This is a genomic window from Shewanella sp. MBTL60-007 (assembly GCF_019654915.1).
In the GTDB taxonomy this organism is placed as follows: Bacteria; Pseudomonadota; Gammaproteobacteria; order Enterobacterales; family Shewanellaceae; genus Shewanella.
In genome coordinates this window covers 1-15,699 of sequence record NZ_BPET01000009.1, presented here as the reverse complement: position 1 = coordinate 15,699, position 15,699 = coordinate 1, and the positions used below count along the sequence as shown (strand labels likewise).

The 15,699-nt window shown below is 44.7% G+C and carries 12 protein-coding genes, 1 tRNA gene and 1 rRNA gene; 7 read left to right on the top strand and 7 right to left on the bottom strand.

Annotated features, from left to right (window positions below; translation table 11 throughout):
* Positions 1-33 precede the first annotated feature (33 nt).
* The 4 genes from K5Q92_RS04615 to K5Q92_RS04600 all read right to left on the bottom strand — a co-directional run bounded on the left by K5Q92_RS04615 (position 34) and on the right by K5Q92_RS04600 (position 3,210).
* On the bottom strand, positions 34-975 hold the full coding sequence (locus K5Q92_RS04615) for a DUF4097 family beta strand repeat-containing protein (RefSeq protein ID WP_220767881.1): 942 nt from the start codon (positions 973-975) through the stop codon (positions 34-36).
* A 2-nt stretch (positions 976-977) separates the two neighbouring features.
* Entirely contained in the window at positions 978-1,511 is a 534-nt protein-coding gene (locus K5Q92_RS04610) for a hypothetical protein (protein ID WP_220767880.1), read from the bottom strand.
* Entirely contained in the window at positions 1,504-2,049 is a 546-nt protein-coding gene (locus K5Q92_RS04605; protein WP_220767942.1) for an RNA polymerase sigma factor, read from the bottom strand. Before K5Q92_RS04605 ends, K5Q92_RS04610 begins: the two co-directional genes overlap by 8 nt.
* Positions 2,050-2,262: 213 nt before the next feature.
* The gene (locus K5Q92_RS04600) at positions 2,263-3,210 is read right to left on the bottom strand and encodes an ornithine cyclodeaminase family protein (protein WP_220767879.1); all 948 of its coding nucleotides are present in this window, start codon (positions 3,208-3,210) and stop codon (positions 2,263-2,265) included.
* Positions 3,211-3,449: 239 nt separating this feature from the next.
* Between K5Q92_RS04600 and K5Q92_RS04595 the strand changes: the two genes are divergently transcribed.
* Positions 3,450-5,312 (top strand): methyl-accepting chemotaxis protein, encoded by a 1,863-nt coding sequence (locus K5Q92_RS04595; RefSeq protein WP_220767878.1) that lies wholly within the window; start codon positions 3,450-3,452, stop codon positions 5,310-5,312.
* 182 nt (positions 5,313-5,494) lie between these two features.
* Here K5Q92_RS04595 and K5Q92_RS04590 read toward each other — a convergent pair.
* Positions 5,495-5,570, bottom strand: a tRNA-Phe gene (locus tag K5Q92_RS04590).
* 264 nt (positions 5,571-5,834) lie between these two features.
* Here K5Q92_RS04590 and K5Q92_RS04585 point away from each other — a divergent pair.
* Positions 5,835-7,949 (top strand): RND family transporter, encoded by a 2,115-nt coding sequence (locus tag K5Q92_RS04585; RefSeq protein ID WP_259649494.1) that lies wholly within the window; start codon positions 5,835-5,837, stop codon positions 7,947-7,949.
* A gap of 206 nt (positions 7,950-8,155) precedes the next feature.
* Here the strand turns inward: K5Q92_RS04585 and K5Q92_RS04580 are convergent, their stop codons facing one another.
* Positions 8,156-8,917 carry an outer membrane protein assembly factor BamD gene (locus K5Q92_RS04580; protein ID WP_202722506.1) on the bottom strand — a complete coding sequence of 254 codons (762 nt, stop codon included), beginning with the start codon at positions 8,915-8,917 and terminating at the stop codon, positions 8,156-8,158.
* A gap of 122 nt (positions 8,918-9,039) precedes the next feature.
* On the opposite strand from K5Q92_RS04580, the gene rluD reads away from it, so the two are divergent.
* The 4 genes from rluD to K5Q92_RS04560 all read left to right on the top strand — a co-directional run bounded on the left by rluD (position 9,040) and on the right by K5Q92_RS04560 (position 14,153).
* Positions 9,040-10,011 carry a 23S rRNA pseudouridine(1911/1915/1917) synthase RluD gene (gene rluD, locus K5Q92_RS04575; RefSeq protein WP_220767877.1) on the top strand — a complete coding sequence of 324 codons (972 nt, stop codon included), beginning with the start codon at positions 9,040-9,042 and terminating at the stop codon, positions 10,009-10,011.
* Positions 10,011-10,757, top strand: coding sequence for a peptidoglycan editing factor PgeF (gene pgeF, locus K5Q92_RS04570; RefSeq protein WP_220767876.1), 747 nt, complete (start codon positions 10,011-10,013; stop codon positions 10,755-10,757). The genes rluD and pgeF overlap by 1 nt, the downstream gene beginning before the upstream one ends.
* A 230-nt stretch (positions 10,758-10,987) precedes the next feature.
* Positions 10,988-13,561, top strand: coding sequence for an ATP-dependent chaperone ClpB (gene clpB, locus K5Q92_RS04565; protein ID WP_220767875.1), 2,574 nt, complete (start codon positions 10,988-10,990; stop codon positions 13,559-13,561).
* Between the two features lie 268 nt (positions 13,562-13,829).
* Positions 13,830-14,153 carry a hypothetical protein gene (locus tag K5Q92_RS04560; protein ID WP_259649493.1) on the top strand — a complete coding sequence of 108 codons (324 nt, stop codon included), beginning with the start codon at positions 13,830-13,832 and terminating at the stop codon, positions 14,151-14,153.
* Between the two features lie 80 nt (positions 14,154-14,233).
* Here the strand turns inward: K5Q92_RS04560 and K5Q92_RS04555 are convergent, their stop codons facing one another.
* Positions 14,234-14,734 carry a DUF4124 domain-containing protein gene (locus K5Q92_RS04555; protein ID WP_259649492.1) on the bottom strand — a complete coding sequence of 167 codons (501 nt, stop codon included), beginning with the start codon at positions 14,732-14,734 and terminating at the stop codon, positions 14,234-14,236.
* Between the two features lie 883 nt (positions 14,735-15,617).
* On the opposite strand from K5Q92_RS04555, the gene K5Q92_RS04550 reads away from it, so the two are divergent.
* A 16S ribosomal RNA gene (locus K5Q92_RS04550) occupies positions 15,618-15,699 on the top strand; the annotation flags it as partial.

The following is a 15,699-nucleotide window of genomic DNA, read 5'->3' as shown; positions in this document are numbered from 1 at the left end:
TGTATTTATTGGAACCTGTATAACTTTAATCGTTTACTTCAGTAACTCAATTTTACCGCTAATAGTAGAAGCATTGAGTTCGGCACGAGCATCACCGGTTTGGAACTTTAAGTAGCTTTGGGGCGAGTATTTCTCTTTTGTCACCTTATCGTCGGTTAACTTATTATTGATCTTGCCACTGGGGCCGCCGTTAATATTGAAGCTCACATCGATATCGCCAAGAAATCGCATTTCGATATCACCACTGACACTGCCCAATTTGGCGCGGTTTTGTAAGCTTTTGAGTGAGAGTTCTAAATCCCCGCTTACAGTCTTGACTGATAGTGTATCAACACTGCCTAGTGCAATAGTCGCATCCCCTGAAACAGATTCAATTGTCACTTTATTTGCCTTAGTGTCTGCTGTTAGCTCACCGCTTACCATTTGATAGCTTAATGTGCCTGTGCTTTGGGTATCTTTGATGTCACCAGAAACCGTTTGCAGCTGACTCTTGCCTGTTAAACCTCGAGTCAAAATATCACCAGATACGGTTTGCAACATGGTCTTGTCACTAAGAGTTGTGGCTTTGATATTGCCGCTGACGGAGCTTACCTCTAATGCGCCTTGGAGGTTATCTAGACTGTAGTTTGCCGATACGCCCTCTGCTTCAAGCTTAAGCTTACGAGGAAGAGTGATGACTAACTCTGAGCCCTGCTTGTTATTGCCACTGTATTGACGGGGCAGGGTGTCCTCAATGGTGACATTGTTACCTTTGACTGAAAAGGTGAAGCCTTCGCTGAGGTCGTCCAGTGTACCTTTTACGGTGATCTCATTTTTGTCCCAAGATTTAAAGCTGACGTTACCTCGCTGCACTTTTACTTTTACTTTTGGATTCGCCTCGACCGTTTGCTGTTGCTCGATGGCCTCTCCAGCAATGGCGATATGACTTAATAAAAGTGCACCTGCCATCAGCGTGCTGTTCAATAATGGTTTCATAATTAAGCTCCTTGGGGAAATGGGTTAACTGGTAGAGTCTGGCCTTGTTGGAGTAACTCAATTTCTCGCTGTTGAGTCCAAAGCCATAGCTGCCAAAGTTCCTTGTCATTAGGGGTTTGCTGCAGGGCTTGATAGATCTGCTCTGCGGCTTTTCTGAGTTGTTCGATACCTTTGTCTAGCGGTAAGCCCAACTCGCTGGCTTGCCAGTTGGTAAGGTGTTGCTGCTGGCTTAACAGTTCGACCTGTAGCTGATGTTGCTGCTTTATCTCTGTTAATGTGGCTAATAGGGGCGATGGCTTGGTCGACGTTGAAAACTCACCATTGTGTTGCCAAATATTCATGCCTAATAACCCCACTAGCAGAACGATGCTGGCAACAGCAAGACGACTAAATACCGATGTTTTCGGGCTGTGAGTCTGCTCAAGCTCGGCTTTATCTAGCTGACGTTCAATGCCGTCCCACAGATCTTTTTGTGGTGCGAGCTCTTGCGGTGCCTGATTAATTAACTGGGTCAGTTTAGCGTTAGCATCATTCATTACGGCCTCCTATATCGACTTGGCCTTGCTCTATAAGTGCCTCAAGTAACTTTTGCGCTCTGTGGTATTGCGCCTTACTTGTACCGGGCGCGATCCCCATCAGTTGAGCGACCTCTTCATGCTTGTAACCTTCTAGCGCGTGGAGGACAAAGACGATACGCGCCCTTTCTGGCAGTTTGAGTAAAATTTTATCTAAGTCTTCATATTCATCACTGACACTTTGCAGATCGGTATCACTGCTAACAAACCGTGACCAGAATGAGCGGTGCTTCTTCAGGCATGATAAGGCTTGATTGACACTCAGGCTGTGTAGCCAAGTAGTGAATTGACTCTCACCACGAAATAGCGGCAACTTCTGCCAAAGCCTGACAAAGCAGTCTTGGGTTGCTTCCTCGGCCAGTGATACCTGGCCAGTGATCCTTAGGCAAAGCGCATATACACGCTGGTGGTGTAGCTGATAGAGCTGCTTAAAAGCGGACTTATCACCTAGCTTTGCCTTATCTATAAGTTCAGGTTCTAGAAGCGGCCTTGGCTCCATTACCCGTATTTTTGCCGTCACTCAACTTTCCTTGTGCGCTTGTGATACTAATAAGACATAGCCAACAGATAAAAAGGTTTAAATGCAATAGAAATTATTTTTCGCAGAAAACGAGTAGAGGATTTTGAAGGCGGGTTTAATAAAGGTGTGAAGTGTAAGAGTAATAAGAAAGAGGAGCCTCATTGGCTCCTCTTCTTTAAGGCTAAACCGCTGTTACTTTAGCTTAGAGAAGACCAGTTGGGCGCCGACAAGATCGGCCAATGCTGTACCGACAGTCTTGAAGATGGTGATTTCATCATTGCTAGTACGACCTTTAATTTGTGCGGTACAAAGCTGGCCCAACTCCCCCTTAACTTGATCGAGAGAGAAGGCCCCCTCTTCAATTGGCAGGAGCAGTTCGCCCGCTTCCGCAAACACGTTGATTTTTGAATCGACAAATACCGAAGACTTGCAGATCAACTTGGTGTCGAACTCACGTCTGTCATGGTTATGGTTACCCACAAAGTCGGTATGGGTGCCCGGTTGTACCCAATCACCATCAAACAGCGGAGTCGGGCTTCCTGTTGCGCAGCTAATGATATCGGCCTCACGTACGCTCTGCTCAAGATCTGTGCATAGCATGACTTCGATATCTGGGCGTTTATTGCGGATAAGTTCTATCGTCTTACGCGCCTTTTCATCACTGCGTCCCCAAACACTGATTTGAGTGATTGGGCGCACGCTAGCATGAGCAAGTGCCATAAAGGAGGCTAAGTTACCTGTGCCGCAAACCAGCAGTTTGCTTGAGTCCTCTCGGGAGAGATATCTGCTGCCTAATGCCGAGATGGCCGCTGTGCGCCAAAAGGTGACGCTGGTGCCATCGACCAGCGCTTGTGGCTCACCAGTTTCACGGCTAAAGATTAAAATTTTGGAATATAAGCTAGCAAGTGCTGGGTCTTTTTTCGGGTTGCCAGGGAAGTAAGTAAAGGCTTTTACGGCTATCGCCTTGTCATTCCAAGAGGGTAATACCGCAAATGCATCATGGTGCTCACCTGAGTCATCAAGACCGAAGACTTGACGCTGTGGCATGCCTGCGGGACGAGAGAATGTCTCATCTAGGGCATTGATTAGATCGGGAAAATTAAGTGATTGATGAACTGACTCTGCATTGATGACTAACATGAAAACCTCCATTTAAGTATATTTTATACTATTTACAGGTTTTGTTTGAGTCAATGGGCTTTTAGTTGTTGAACTATATTTCAACTTAATAATTAGAATGTTAGTTATAGTTTGCTGTTTTTGGCCTTTTTTGTAGCTAAATCTACTATATAATCGGCCGATAAGCTAAGTGACAGCCTTGGTCAAACGCTGCTTGCGTTAGCTAAGGGAGGCAAGTTGATAATAAATAGAGATGTAAAATGCTAATACGTTACAAGTTACTGTTAAGTGCTGGAGTGTCGATTACGGCGTTAGGCGCTATGTTTGGTCTTCAAGTTTATTTTAGTCAAGTGCAAACGGAATTAGCACAAGCATCGCAAGATATCTCGGGGCTTAAAAATGAGATTTTAATGCTACGTAAAGATGAAAAGGATTTTCTGGCAAGAAAGGATCTTAAGTATGTCGAGCAGCATATCTCTGACAATCGAGAGGCTCAGGAAAGAGTCGCCAAGTTAACGGAAGTATTCGATAAATACTCTATTCCAACAGCAAGCTTAAGCCAGTTCAGCCAAGAACTCGGCCGTTATGAATCTGCTTTCAGCAATGTGGTTAGTCTAAATAAGCAGATAGGTCTCACGCCTAAAACCGGTTTATATGGCACTTTACGAAGCGCGGTGCATCAAGTTGAAAGTTTGGTTGAGCAATATGATGAACCACAACTGATGGCTCAGATGCTGCAGCTCAGACGTGCCGAGAAAGACTTTATGCTGAGACGTAGCGAACGCTATGTGGCTAAATTTGATAATAATCTTGAGAAGTTTATCGATATAACGAATATGTCTCAGCTAGATGGACAAGCTAAGCTGCAGGTATTGAATAATATCCAACAATATAACGCTGACTTTAAAGCCTTAGTACAGAAGGAGAAGCAACTTGGCCTCACGATTTCTGAAGGTGAGCGAGGCCTATTGCGCCAAGCGGTTGCTAATACCGATAGTGCACTCAAGCAGCTTGAGTCTTTAGCCATAGAGGCGATTAGCGATAAAGAGAGTTCGGCATTTATTTTTGGCCTTGCGCTTGCCGTCTTAATTGCTTTCGCGCTGGCGATAACGACCTTGATGATTATTCGTAGCATCATTGAACCGGTTAAACGTATAACCGATGTGATTACGCATATTGAGGAAAACAAAGATCTTTCGATGCGTTGTGATGCCAGCAGCGACGATGAGCTTGGTCAGATCGCCAAGCACTTCAACAGCATGGTAGAAAGTTTCCAGCAGCTTATCCACCAGGTGACGCAGTCGGTTGAGACCATGAACCAATCTTGCCAAGAGCTTTCTGGCAATGTGGCACGGGCCTCACAGGGCGCGGAAAATCAGCTAAATGAAACTGACATGGTGGCAACGGCGATCACAGAGATGGGAGCAACCATCGATGAGATTGCCAAGAACACTGAACTTGCAGCCAATAAAGCCAATATGACCCACGAAAATGCTCAGACCGGGCAAGTTGGTGTGCAGCAGACAATTGATAAAATTGAGTTGCTGGCCCAGCAGATCAATGAGTCTGCAGCCGTAGTGGCCGATCTTGAACAAGATAGTGAAACTATAGGCAGTGTACTCGATGTGATCCGTGGTATTGCCGAGCAGACAAATTTATTGGCATTAAATGCAGCGATTGAAGCGGCTCGAGCAGGGGAACAGGGGAGAGGTTTCGCCGTTGTTGCCGATGAGGTACGGAGTTTGGCAATGCGAACTCAAGAATCGACAGAAGAAATTGCTGCGATCATTCAGACACTACAGTCTCGTACTCACTCAATCGTTAAGTTGATGCAATCTAGTCGTGAGCAGGGTAACGAAAGTGCTGAACAAGCAGCATCGGCTGGTACACTGCTGGAGCAGATCAACGGTGACGTGACCAATATTATGGATATGAGCACGCAAATAGCTGCTGCCATTGAAGAGCAGAGTATGGTGGCCGCTGAGGTGAATCAAAATGTGGTGGTGATCCGTGATATCGCTCAGGAGACTGCAGAGGTTGCGACTCAGAACTCCAGCGCGACCGAAGAGGTCCGTGAGCGTGCCGAGTATCTGCAAGATGCGGTGAGTAAGTTTAAGGTCTAGCTCAAAAAACCAGGCTTTAGGCCTCGAGTTTTCTCGGGGCTTTTTAGTTTGCTAGTGAGCGTATTGATTGGCATTAAATTTCAGGCATAAAAAAACCTCGCAGTGCGAGGTTTAGTATAGTGACTTAAGGTCTTAATTTGCCTTGTCACTGGTTTAGCTGTTGCAACACCTAAACTGAATATTGGTGCCCGAACCCGGAATCGAACCAGGGACACGAGGATTTTCAATCCTCTGCTCTACCGACTGAGCTATTCGGGCAACGGGCGCTATTAAAAGGCTTTTACGGTTTTGAGTCAACCCATTTCTGCAAATAAGTGAGTTTTTTTGCTTGTCCGTTGAATAATTAGACATTTAGCTATAGAAGTAAGCAATAATAGTAAATCAATAACTTAATCTTGGAGCCTTGCGTCGAATATCGCGAGGGGCTTGGTTCGAGGCTCAGATTCATTCGCCGCATATTGAAGGAGTAAGTGGTTGGATTATCTGCTTAGGAGCATTTGGCGTATTCAAAGGCATCCCATAATGTTGTTTTTGCTGATCACGGCCATGTTGCTGTTGAGTGTGATGGGCCTCCCTCGACTCAGTCTGGATATGGACTTCAATGATTATTTTGCGCCATCGGATCCACGATTTGCAGCATTCAATCGTATGATGGATAAATTTGAGCGTCATGACCAACTCTGGCTATTGCTAGAAACAGATTTGGATTGGCGAGATAAGGGATCACAGGCGCAATTAGTGACTTTTCTCGGTCAGCTTAACGCCAACCAAGATATTGCAAGTATTCAAGGTTACAACCAGTTTGTTGAAGGTCGCGCCAACCAAGATAAGCTTTTGACCTATAAAACTCACCCAAGATTAGCCACGGTACTGTCTCAAGATGGTAGGGCGCTATTGCTGCAGTTACAGCTCAGCTCCCATAGAGCACAAGATTTTAGCACTCAGAGTTTATGGTTAAATGATGTATTGCAAACGGTGGATAGCGAGACTCGAGCGTATTGGAAACCTTTAGGCGTTACGAGTTATTTAAATGGTACTCATGCGCTTAATTGGCAATATGGCAAGGTGTTAATTCATGACTTAACTTGGTTTGCTCCCGCGTTATTAGGCATTATCTTTTTAATGGCGTTGCTGTTTATTCGGCAGAGGTTATGGGTCTTTGCGCTGAGTCTTAATAATATTATCACCTTAGTCTTAACCGCTGGGGTAGCGGCTTGGCTAAAATTGACACTTGCGGCAATTACCGCCTTTGTGCCTGTGATAATTGTTACCCTAGGTTTTGCTTATGCATCTCACCTGTATTTTGGATGGCGAACTGAGATTAATCGTGGTCAAACAAATGAGCAGGCACTAAGACATACGGTAAAGATTAATCAGGGGCCTCTGTTTTACTCTAGCGTCACCACGATATTTGGCTTTAGCCTATTGATGCTCAGTCCATCTCCTCCGATCCAAAGTTTTGGTTTGCTGGTGGGCTTTGCGGTGCTATGCAATTACCTGCTGACTCTCACTAGTCTTATCTTTTTTGCTCGTTATTCCAAAGTCTCATCGAGTAAGGGCCTAGACTTTTCGGCTGTCATTCATGTTGCGAAGCTCAATGCCAAGCGGCCTTTAGCAGTGATGACGGGAATCGTTTTGATAAGTGCTCTGGCGCTGGTCAGTGTGTCAAAGTTGACCCTAAATGACGATCCATTAAGTTACTTTGAACCCACAAACCCTTTTGTCCTCTCTAGTCAGAAAATGACTCAATACTTCAGTGGCATCAACCTGCAGCATTATGTGGTGACTTCAGCGAGTGATGAGCAGCTTGCTAAGACCGAGATCAGTTTCATCTATAAATTCAGTCGTTTCTTAAAACGCCAACCTGAAGTTATAAAGGTACAGCACATCGGCGACTGGATTAAAAGTGCGGGGATTGGACAGAATCAGTTTAAACAGATCTTGACGAATAACTCGGCGGAAGAGCTTGGGCTCTCCAGTGAGCTGTCGGCAGATAAGCAGTCGAGTCTGGTGACCTTATACTTGCAGCCAATGACGGCTATGGAGTTGATTAGCTTTGAACAGAGGGTCGATATCTGGCTCTTAGAGCATTCCGGTGTTGTTAAGGTAAGCCCCCCAGTTGCCAGTAATTTAATGTTCGCTCATCTAAGTGTCGATAATGCCAATAATATGCTGCTGTCATTTGCAGTGGCATTAATGGCTTTGGCGATTCTATTGATTTTACTTAAGCGTTCAGCTTTGTTTGGTTTGATGGGGCTATTACTTAACTTCCTGCCGCTACTATGGGTGTTTGCACTTTGGCAGCTCAATGGCGGCTTTATTAGTTTGGGGACGGCGGTGGTTCTTGGCATGATGCTAGGAATTATCGTCGATGATACGCTGCATTTGATGTTAAAGCTGCCCGATAGCAAAGCATTAACTGTGACGTCTATGTGGCAGAGCCTACACACGGTGTTGCCGGTCATTAGCTTTACCACACTGACCATTGCACTGGGGTTTTCCGTTGGTTTATTGTCTGCATTTACGCCTATTGCTCAGCTGAGCCTACTCTCATGCTTAGTCGTGGTATTTGCTTGGGGCTTTGATGTGTTGATGTTACCCGTACTTTATCGGCGCTGGGTCATACCTAAGCAGTAAGCCGATAAGTGTCACTGATAGAGAAGGGGTTAATCTAACTGGTAAGTTGTTCGCGAGGAAGCAGTCTGGGTATTAATTTTAGTCTGCAGCTATAGTGAAAAACCTTAACTAGGGCTAATTAGTTTAGAGAGTGTTGAAAATTGAGCAAAAAATAAAGGCCTCTGAAAGAGGCCTTTATTTATCGTCAAATATGCAGAGCTAACGGATTATTTAGCCACTAATTTATTATCAGGATAGTTGGCTTTCATCACCATGAGTACATGATCTTTAAGCTTTTCTTGGCCAAGTTCCCCATAGGCAGTAGACATGATCTCTAATGCTTTTTCAGTTGATGGTGTACCAGGGTAGGTCTCCAAAACTGACTGGGCGCGGATTGCTGCAGCGCTCCATGCATTCATTTTTATGTAGTATTCAGCTACCTTGATCGAGTAAAGTGCCAATCTATTTTTTAGGTGCTGCATGCGTTTTTGTGCATCTGCTGCATACTTACTGTTTGGATAAGACTTAATTAGTCTATCGAAATCTTTGAATGCATCTTGCGCAGCCTTTGGATCACGGTCAGAACGATCGATATTTAGCATATCGTGAAACAGGTATCGATCAGACTGCATATTAACTAGGCCGCGCATGTAATAAACATAATCAATATCTTTATGAGTTGGGTTTAAGCGAATAAAGCGATCGATATTCGCAATACCTGACGCTGGATCGTCAAGTTTGTAATAGGCATAAATAAGATCAAGTTGAACCTGAGTCTTGTGCGGACCAAAAGGAAAGCGCGAGTCCAAGGCTTCTAGAGAGCGGACAGCTTTGCTGTAATTACCTAGTTCCATAGAGGTTCTTGCTTGAGAATAGAGCACTTCTGGAGAGCTCTTTGTCATCGCAGGGTCTTCGCCCTGTTTACTACTACAGGCCGTAGCTGCAAGTGTGATAAGGACTACAGCGACACTTTTGGCAATTTTATGCATACTTGAATTCGATTCTTTTAAAGTTATTGTTAAGAATTTTTCCATTTCACGATAAAATAGAAACAATCCGATTGTAACAGATAGTAAACATTTTTGGACCCAGAAAAGTGGGTACGGTTCATATGACACAAGAGATTAATCTAAAAAGCGAGATCACAGCAACACAAACCGGGCAAAGATTAGACCAGACTCTGGCCGAATTGTTCCCGGATTACTCGCGCACACGTATTAAAGAGTGGATTTTATCAGGTTCAGTCTTTATTGATGGCGAGGTTTCTGACAAGCCTAGAACTAAGGTGCTAGAAGGTCAGGATGTAACCGTAAACGCCACACTGGAAGAAGAAACTAAAGCTGAAGCCGAAGCGATTGATCTAGATATCGTCTATGAAGATGACCATATTTTGGTGATCAACAAGCAAGCGGGTTTAGTGGTTCATCCTGGTGCGGGTAACCAAAGCGGTACCTTGATGAATGCATTGTTGCATCATTGCCCAGGTATTGAGTTAGTGCCACGTGCTGGTATTGTGCATCGATTAGATAAAGACACCACTGGTTTGATGGTGGTGGCTAAAACCGTTGAAGCGCAAACCCACTTAGTGGCAGCGCTACAGGCGCGTGATATTACCCGTGAATATGAAGCTATTGTCACTGGTACTATTATTGCTGGTGGTACAGTCGATGAGCCAATCGACCGTCACCCGACTAAGCGTACGCATATGGCGGTAGTCCATAATGGTAAGCCTGCGATGACTCACTACCGCGTAGCGGAAAAGTTTAGAGCGCATACACGTCTAAGACTGCGTCTAGAGTCGGGCCGTACTCACCAAATTCGTGTACATATGGCACACATTGGTCATGTATTGGTTGGTGACCCTGTTTATGCGGGACGCCCACGTCCACCAAAAGGTGCTGCGCCGGATTTCTTCGAGACTTACATGGGCTTTAAGCGTCAAGCACTGCACGCGGTAAGGCTTGAGCTAGCACACCCATTTACCTGCGAAATCATGAGCTGGCAAGCGCCAATCCCTGAGGATATGGTGAAGCTGACTAAAGCGCTGCGTAAAGACACTGAAGAAAATCCGTCAAACTACTAATGATGACGAAAATAGAAAATTCATCATGGTTTATCCCATCTGGGGTAAACCTGGCTTTTTCTACTCGAGAAGGTGGCTGCAGCTTGCCACCTTTTGCTAGCCTTAATCTCGGGCTGCATGTTGGCGATGACCCGCAAAAGGTATTAGCTAACCGTCAGCTTATTGAGCAGCAACTCTCTCTTCCTGCAACCCCTGCTTGGCTTGAACAAATTCACAGTATCGATGTCATCGATGCGGATAACTCCCGTGTTCACCATGCGGATGGCAGTTATACCCGCCGTTCTGATCAAGTGTGTGTGGTAATGACGGCCGATTGCTTGCCAGTATTATTGTGCGATGAAAATGGTACCGAAGTCGCAGCTGTACATGCCGGCTGGCGCGGATTATGCGATGGCATTATTGAAGCGGCTATCGATAAGTTTGCTCATCAGCCAACTGAATTAGTGGCTTATTTAGGGCCTGCGATTGGGCCAGGCAAATTCGAAGTAGGCGCTGAGGTTAAGGCCCAGTTTGAGGCCAAGCATCCACAAGTCGCGAGATTTTTTACGCCACATACTGATGCTAATGGTCAGGTTAAGTTCCTAGCAGATATTCAAGGCCTTGCAGAATTTAGATTGGCTTTGTTAGGGGTTAATCGTGTTTTTAAAGATCAACGCTGCACCGTTTCTGATGAAAGCAACTTCTTTTCCTATCGCCGCGATGGCGTTACTGGCCGTATGGCATCGTTTATTTGGCTCAATCGCTAACATTATTAGTCGGTGTTGACTTGATTTTGTTCAAATAGCCCCCATCTTTTAAGTAACAAAGATTCTGCGCTTATAGCAGAGTCACCTTTTCTTATGTGAATAGAAGTGCGAATGGATTGATATCGTTCAATAAGTGGCGTTATTAGTGCCGTCCAATTCGGTTTCTCGAAGCAGATATGCAATGTTCATTGCCTTTTATTGACTAATTTTAATGAGTTATCGGAGGATTTATGCGACTCGATCGTATGACCAATAAATTCCAGATTGCTATCTCGGATGCTCAGTCATTGGCACTAGGCCGAGATCATCAATTTATCGAACCGTCACACCTGATGATGGCACTGCTAAATCAAGATGGTGGTTCAATTCACCCTCTACTGACTCAAGCGGGGATCCAAGTGAGTACCTTGCGCTCTTTATTGAGTCAAGATTTAGAGCAAAGACCGCAAGTCGAAGGGACGGGCGGTGATGTGCAGCTATCTCAAGCATTAATTCGCCTACTTAATTTATGCGACAAGCTAGCGCAGAAGCGTAAAGACAAATTTATCTCTAGCGAACTGTTTGTATTAGCGGCACTCGAAGGCAATGATCCTTTAGCGCAAGCGCTGAAGCAGTCTGGTGCGACAAAAGAGTTAATGGAGTCGACCATTGAACAGATCCGCAATGGCCAAAACGTTGATGATCCTAATGCTGAAGATCAACGCCAAGCGCTGAAGAAGTTCACTGTCGATCTCACCGAACGAGCGGAGCAGGGTAAGTTAGACCCGGTTATTGGTCGTGACGATGAAATTCGCCGTACTATCCAAGTGCTGCAGCGTCGTAGTAAGAATAACCCCGTGCTGATTGGTGAACCTGGTGTGGGTAAAACGGCGATTGTTGAAGGACTCGCTCAGCGGATCATTAACAATGAGGTTCCTGAAGGTATTAAGAATAAACGTGTTTTGTCATTAGACATGGGCGCGTTAGTGGCTGGTGCTAAATATCGTGGTGAATTTGAGGAACGTTTAAAGGCGGTGCTCAATGAGCTTTCTCAAGAAGAGGGACAAGTGATCCTCTTTATTGACGAGCTGCATACCATGGTCGGTGCGGGTAAGTCCGATGGGGCGATGGATGCAGGTAATATGCTTAAACCTGCTCTGGCACGTGGTGATTTACACTGCGTAGGTGCCACAACACTGGATGAGTATCGTCAGTACATCGAGAAAGATGCGGCTCTTGAGCGTCGTTTCCAGAAAGTCTTGGTTGACGAGCCAAGTGTTGAAGACACTATCGCCATTTTGCGTGGTCTTAAAGAGCGTTATGAGTTACACCATCACGTTGAGATTACCGATCCTGCTATCGTGGCGGCGGCGAGTATGTCGCACCGTTATATTTCAGATCGTAAATTGCCTGATAAGGCGATCGACCTGATTGATGAGGCGGCATCGAGTATCCGTATTCAGATTGACTCTAAGCCAGAATCTTTAGACAGATTAGAGCGTCGTGCTATTCAGTTAAAACTGGAAGAGCAGGCGGTAAGCAAAGAGGAAGATGAAGCGAGTTTACGCCGTTTAGAAGTGTTGCGCAGTGAGCTGAAAGATATCGAAGCAAAAGCGGCAGAGCTAAACGAGATTTGGCATACCGAAAAAGCGGCATTAGCGGGAACTCAACATATTAAGGCCGATCTTGAGCAAGCTAGAATGGATATGGAGGTGGCTAAGCGTGCAGGTGACTTAACTCGTATGTCAGAGTTGCAGTATGGCCGTATTCCAGAGCTAGAAAAGCAGCTGGATCTAGCTTCGCAAGCTGAGATGCAAGATATGACGCTATTGCGTAATAAGGTCACCGATGTTGAGATTGCCGAAGTGCTATCTAAGGCCACAGGTATTCCTGTGTCTAAGATGCTTGAAGGTGAGCGCGACAAATTGCTTAAGATGGAAGATGCGTTGCATGAGAGGGTGATTGGCCAAAATGAAGCGGTTGATTCGGTTTCCAATGCTATTCGTCGTAGTCGCGCAGGTTTAGCCGATCCTAATCGCCCAATTGGTTCGTTCCTGTTCTTAGGCCCGACTGGTGTGGGTAAGACTGAGCTGTGTAAGTCGCTGGCTAAGTTCCTATTCGATACCGAGTCGGCATTAGTGCGAATCGACATGTCTGAATTTATGGAGAAGCATTCGGTATCGCGTCTAGTCGGTGCCCCTCCAGGATATGTGGGCTATGAAGAGGGCGGTTACTTAACTGAAGCCGTGCGACGTAAGCCCTATTCGGTGATTTTGCTTGATGAGGTTGAGAAGGCACACCCAGATGTATTTAATATCTTGCTACAGGTATTAGATGATGGTCGCCTTACCGATGGTCAGGGGCGTACGGTAGATTTTAGAAACACCGTTGTGATCATGACCTCGAATTTAGGTTCCGATCTTATTCAGCTTGGTTTCGGTACTCAGTCCTATGATGAGATGAAGTCAGATGTCATGCAGGTAGTGACGCAAAACTTCAGGCCAGAGTTCTTGAACCGTATTGATGAGGCTGTTGTGTTCCACCCATTGGATGAGCAAAACATCGCCCATATTGCCGCGATTCAGATTGAAGGCCTTAAGAAGCGTCTTGCCGAGAAAGACTACGGACTAGAAATGACTGATGAGGCACTATCACTGATTGCACGAGCGGGATTTGATCCTATCTATGGTGCAAGACCGCTTAAGAGAGCCTTGCAGCAAGAGGTTGAAAACCCATTGGCACAGCAGATCCTCAGCGGTGAACTCTTACCTGGTAAGGATATTAAGGTTTCGGTTGCTGATGATGCCTTGGTCTTTGTGCAATAAGTTAGAACCTAAGCATTAGCTGTTTAATGGAAGGCTTCAACCTAGGTTGAAGCCTTTTTTGTCTGAAAAAATTAACCATAACACATCGTTGATAATGTATATTCGGGGTGGGTGGCGATTAATTAACCTAAACCTATTTGCTTTCAATAGTTAACTTTTACCGTTTGGTTATTTAGTTGAGTTGGTAATATTTGAGTAATGGACAATACTCAACGATAGCGTTGAATAATGTATTTTGACACTTTATATGGACACGGAGCAGAGCATCATGAAAAAACAATTAGCCCTTATCGCATTAGCTTCCTTAAGCGTGATTGGCTGTACAAGTTCTAATTATGAGAAAGAGCAGACGTCCGCGCCATATATTGGCGAAGGTAATAAGGAATATGAGAGTCTCTATCATTATGGTTATTACCGCGGCTGCAAGAATGCCTATGTGATGAAACAGCAAAAAACCGAATTATATGACTCGATAAAGAAAGATACTGCACTTGATGGAATTGACCGCTTCGACTCAGGTTGGGATGCAGGCCTTAAAGCGTGTGAAGATGGAGTGCCTCGCTCTATGTATAACTTACAAGCGAATAAGTAGCGTGACTCGATAAGAAAACAGACTCAATCGAGTCTGTTTTCTTCGGTAAAATTCAAGAGCCGATGAGGCGTTAATGAACTCTATTTCACGCAAAAGAGTTTAATCTTCTGCTTATGCTCGGCGATTGCTGCTTGTCTTTGCTCTTCCGTCATCGCAACAACCTTACCTGACTCTGCATCTTTCTTATTTAATTTACTGTGAGTTGTAAGCACATTAAGGCTATGTTGAGCATTCTTACAGATCCCTTCCGCTTGTTTTTTGTCGTTCTGGGTAATGGCTGCAGCTTTCTTTTCTAAATCTGTTGGAGCCTTATCTGCTACCGATGCGGATGGCGCTACTGTGCCTATCTGCTTGGGCTCGATATCTTCACTATAGAGTTTATCTGGATTGCTTTGTTCTTGAGTATTTTCAGGCGGCTGTTGACTATAGTGGGTAACACCTTTGTCATCGACCCAGGTGTAGATAACATTAGCTAGGACAGGTGAGGATGAGAGTGCAATAGCCAGAAATGCGCTAACCAATGCATTTGCGCAATTTGGTATCGAAACGTTCGTGCTACCTATTTTTATTGTTTTAGTCATTTTGCTATCCATAGTTAAAATGAATCATCACTAATAAAGTGGGGAGATCTTATGCTTCATGCTAGCGTGAATACTTTAGAATGCCAATATGACATTCGACTATACAAAAAGTAGCACTATATAAGAGGTGGCAATAGATTTTGGAAAAGCCCCAAGGTAATGGAGTTGCTTCTTAACTGGCGGCCAGAAACTGCCAAGCCTCCCTTAGATAGGAGCAGAGCTAGGCTCTTATCTATCTTGAACTAAGTGCTTTTGCTGGATTAAACCGCATAGTGGCTCATTAATGTTCGTTTAGTTAAGTTATTTAGATTTTATTGAAAAAGCCCCTTGCGCTCGTCTTAAATCTCCCTATAATGCGCATCCACTGACACGGCACAGCAGGCTAACTAGACTAACGCTTAAGATTAGAAATAGTCGTAAACGCTAGATAGAACGGAACTTGCAGCGCAATCAGTACTTCTTTTCTCTTTGTGAAAAAGAATAGAGGTTGGATTCAAAAATCGAAAGAGATTTGAATCTGGTGACAAGCGGTTTAAGAGCTTCATTTGATGGTTGTTAATACGAGAGTGTATAAAGAATCATCGCTTGAAAAACTTCTTAAAATAAACGCTTGACGCCAACAACGGGAAGTGTAGAATACGCAGCCCTAGCCACTTGAAGCGGTTCGTAAGAACGCCAAGCAGGCAACGCTCTTTAACAATATGACAAGCAAATCTGTGTGGACACTCACAGGTGTTGAGTTAATCGAAATTACATCTTAGATGTAATCAAAATTTTCTCGATGAACCACTGAGTGACCATAGCAATATGTAAACTTCATTAGCCTTAAGGTTGATGAAAAACAGTATAATTCATTGAGCAGGTCTTCGGACCATCAAAACTTTAATTGAAGAGTTTGATCATGGCTCAGATTGAACGCTGGCGGCAGGCCTAACACATGCAAGTCGAGCGGTAACACAAGGGAG

Bases quoted from the DNA above. Each gene is read 5' to 3' on its own strand.
- K5Q92_RS04585 (WP_259649494.1), top strand. From the start codon at position 5,835: ATGTTGTTTTTGCTGATCACGGCCATGTTGCTGTTGAGTGTGATGGGC.
- K5Q92_RS04605 (WP_220767942.1), bottom strand. From the start codon at position 2,049: ATGGAGCCAAGGCCGCTTCTAGAACCTGAACTTATAGATAAGGCAAAG.
- K5Q92_RS04595 (WP_220767878.1), top strand. From the start codon at position 3,450: ATGCTAATACGTTACAAGTTACTGTTAAGTGCTGGAGTGTCGATTACG.
- K5Q92_RS04560 (WP_259649493.1), top strand. From the start codon at position 13,830: ATGAAAAAACAATTAGCCCTTATCGCATTAGCTTCCTTAAGCGTGATT.
- pgeF (WP_220767876.1), top strand. From the start codon at position 10,011: ATGATGACGAAAATAGAAAATTCATCATGGTTTATCCCATCTGGGGTA.
- K5Q92_RS04580 (WP_202722506.1), bottom strand. From the start codon at position 8,917: ATGCATAAAATTGCCAAAAGTGTCGCTGTAGTCCTTATCACACTTGCA.
- K5Q92_RS04610 (WP_220767880.1), bottom strand. From the start codon at position 1,511: ATGAATGATGCTAACGCTAAACTGACCCAGTTAATTAATCAGGCACCG.
- K5Q92_RS04600 (WP_220767879.1), bottom strand. From the start codon at position 3,210: ATGTTAGTCATCAATGCAGAGTCAGTTCATCAATCACTTAATTTTCCC.
- K5Q92_RS04615 (WP_220767881.1), bottom strand. From the start codon at position 975: ATGAAACCATTATTGAACAGCACGCTGATGGCAGGTGCACTTTTATTA.
- rluD (WP_220767877.1), top strand. From the start codon at position 9,040: ATGACACAAGAGATTAATCTAAAAAGCGAGATCACAGCAACACAAACC.
- clpB (WP_220767875.1), top strand. From the start codon at position 10,988: ATGCGACTCGATCGTATGACCAATAAATTCCAGATTGCTATCTCGGAT.
- K5Q92_RS04555 (WP_259649492.1), bottom strand. From the start codon at position 14,734: ATGACTAAAACAATAAAAATAGGTAGCACGAACGTTTCGATACCAAAT.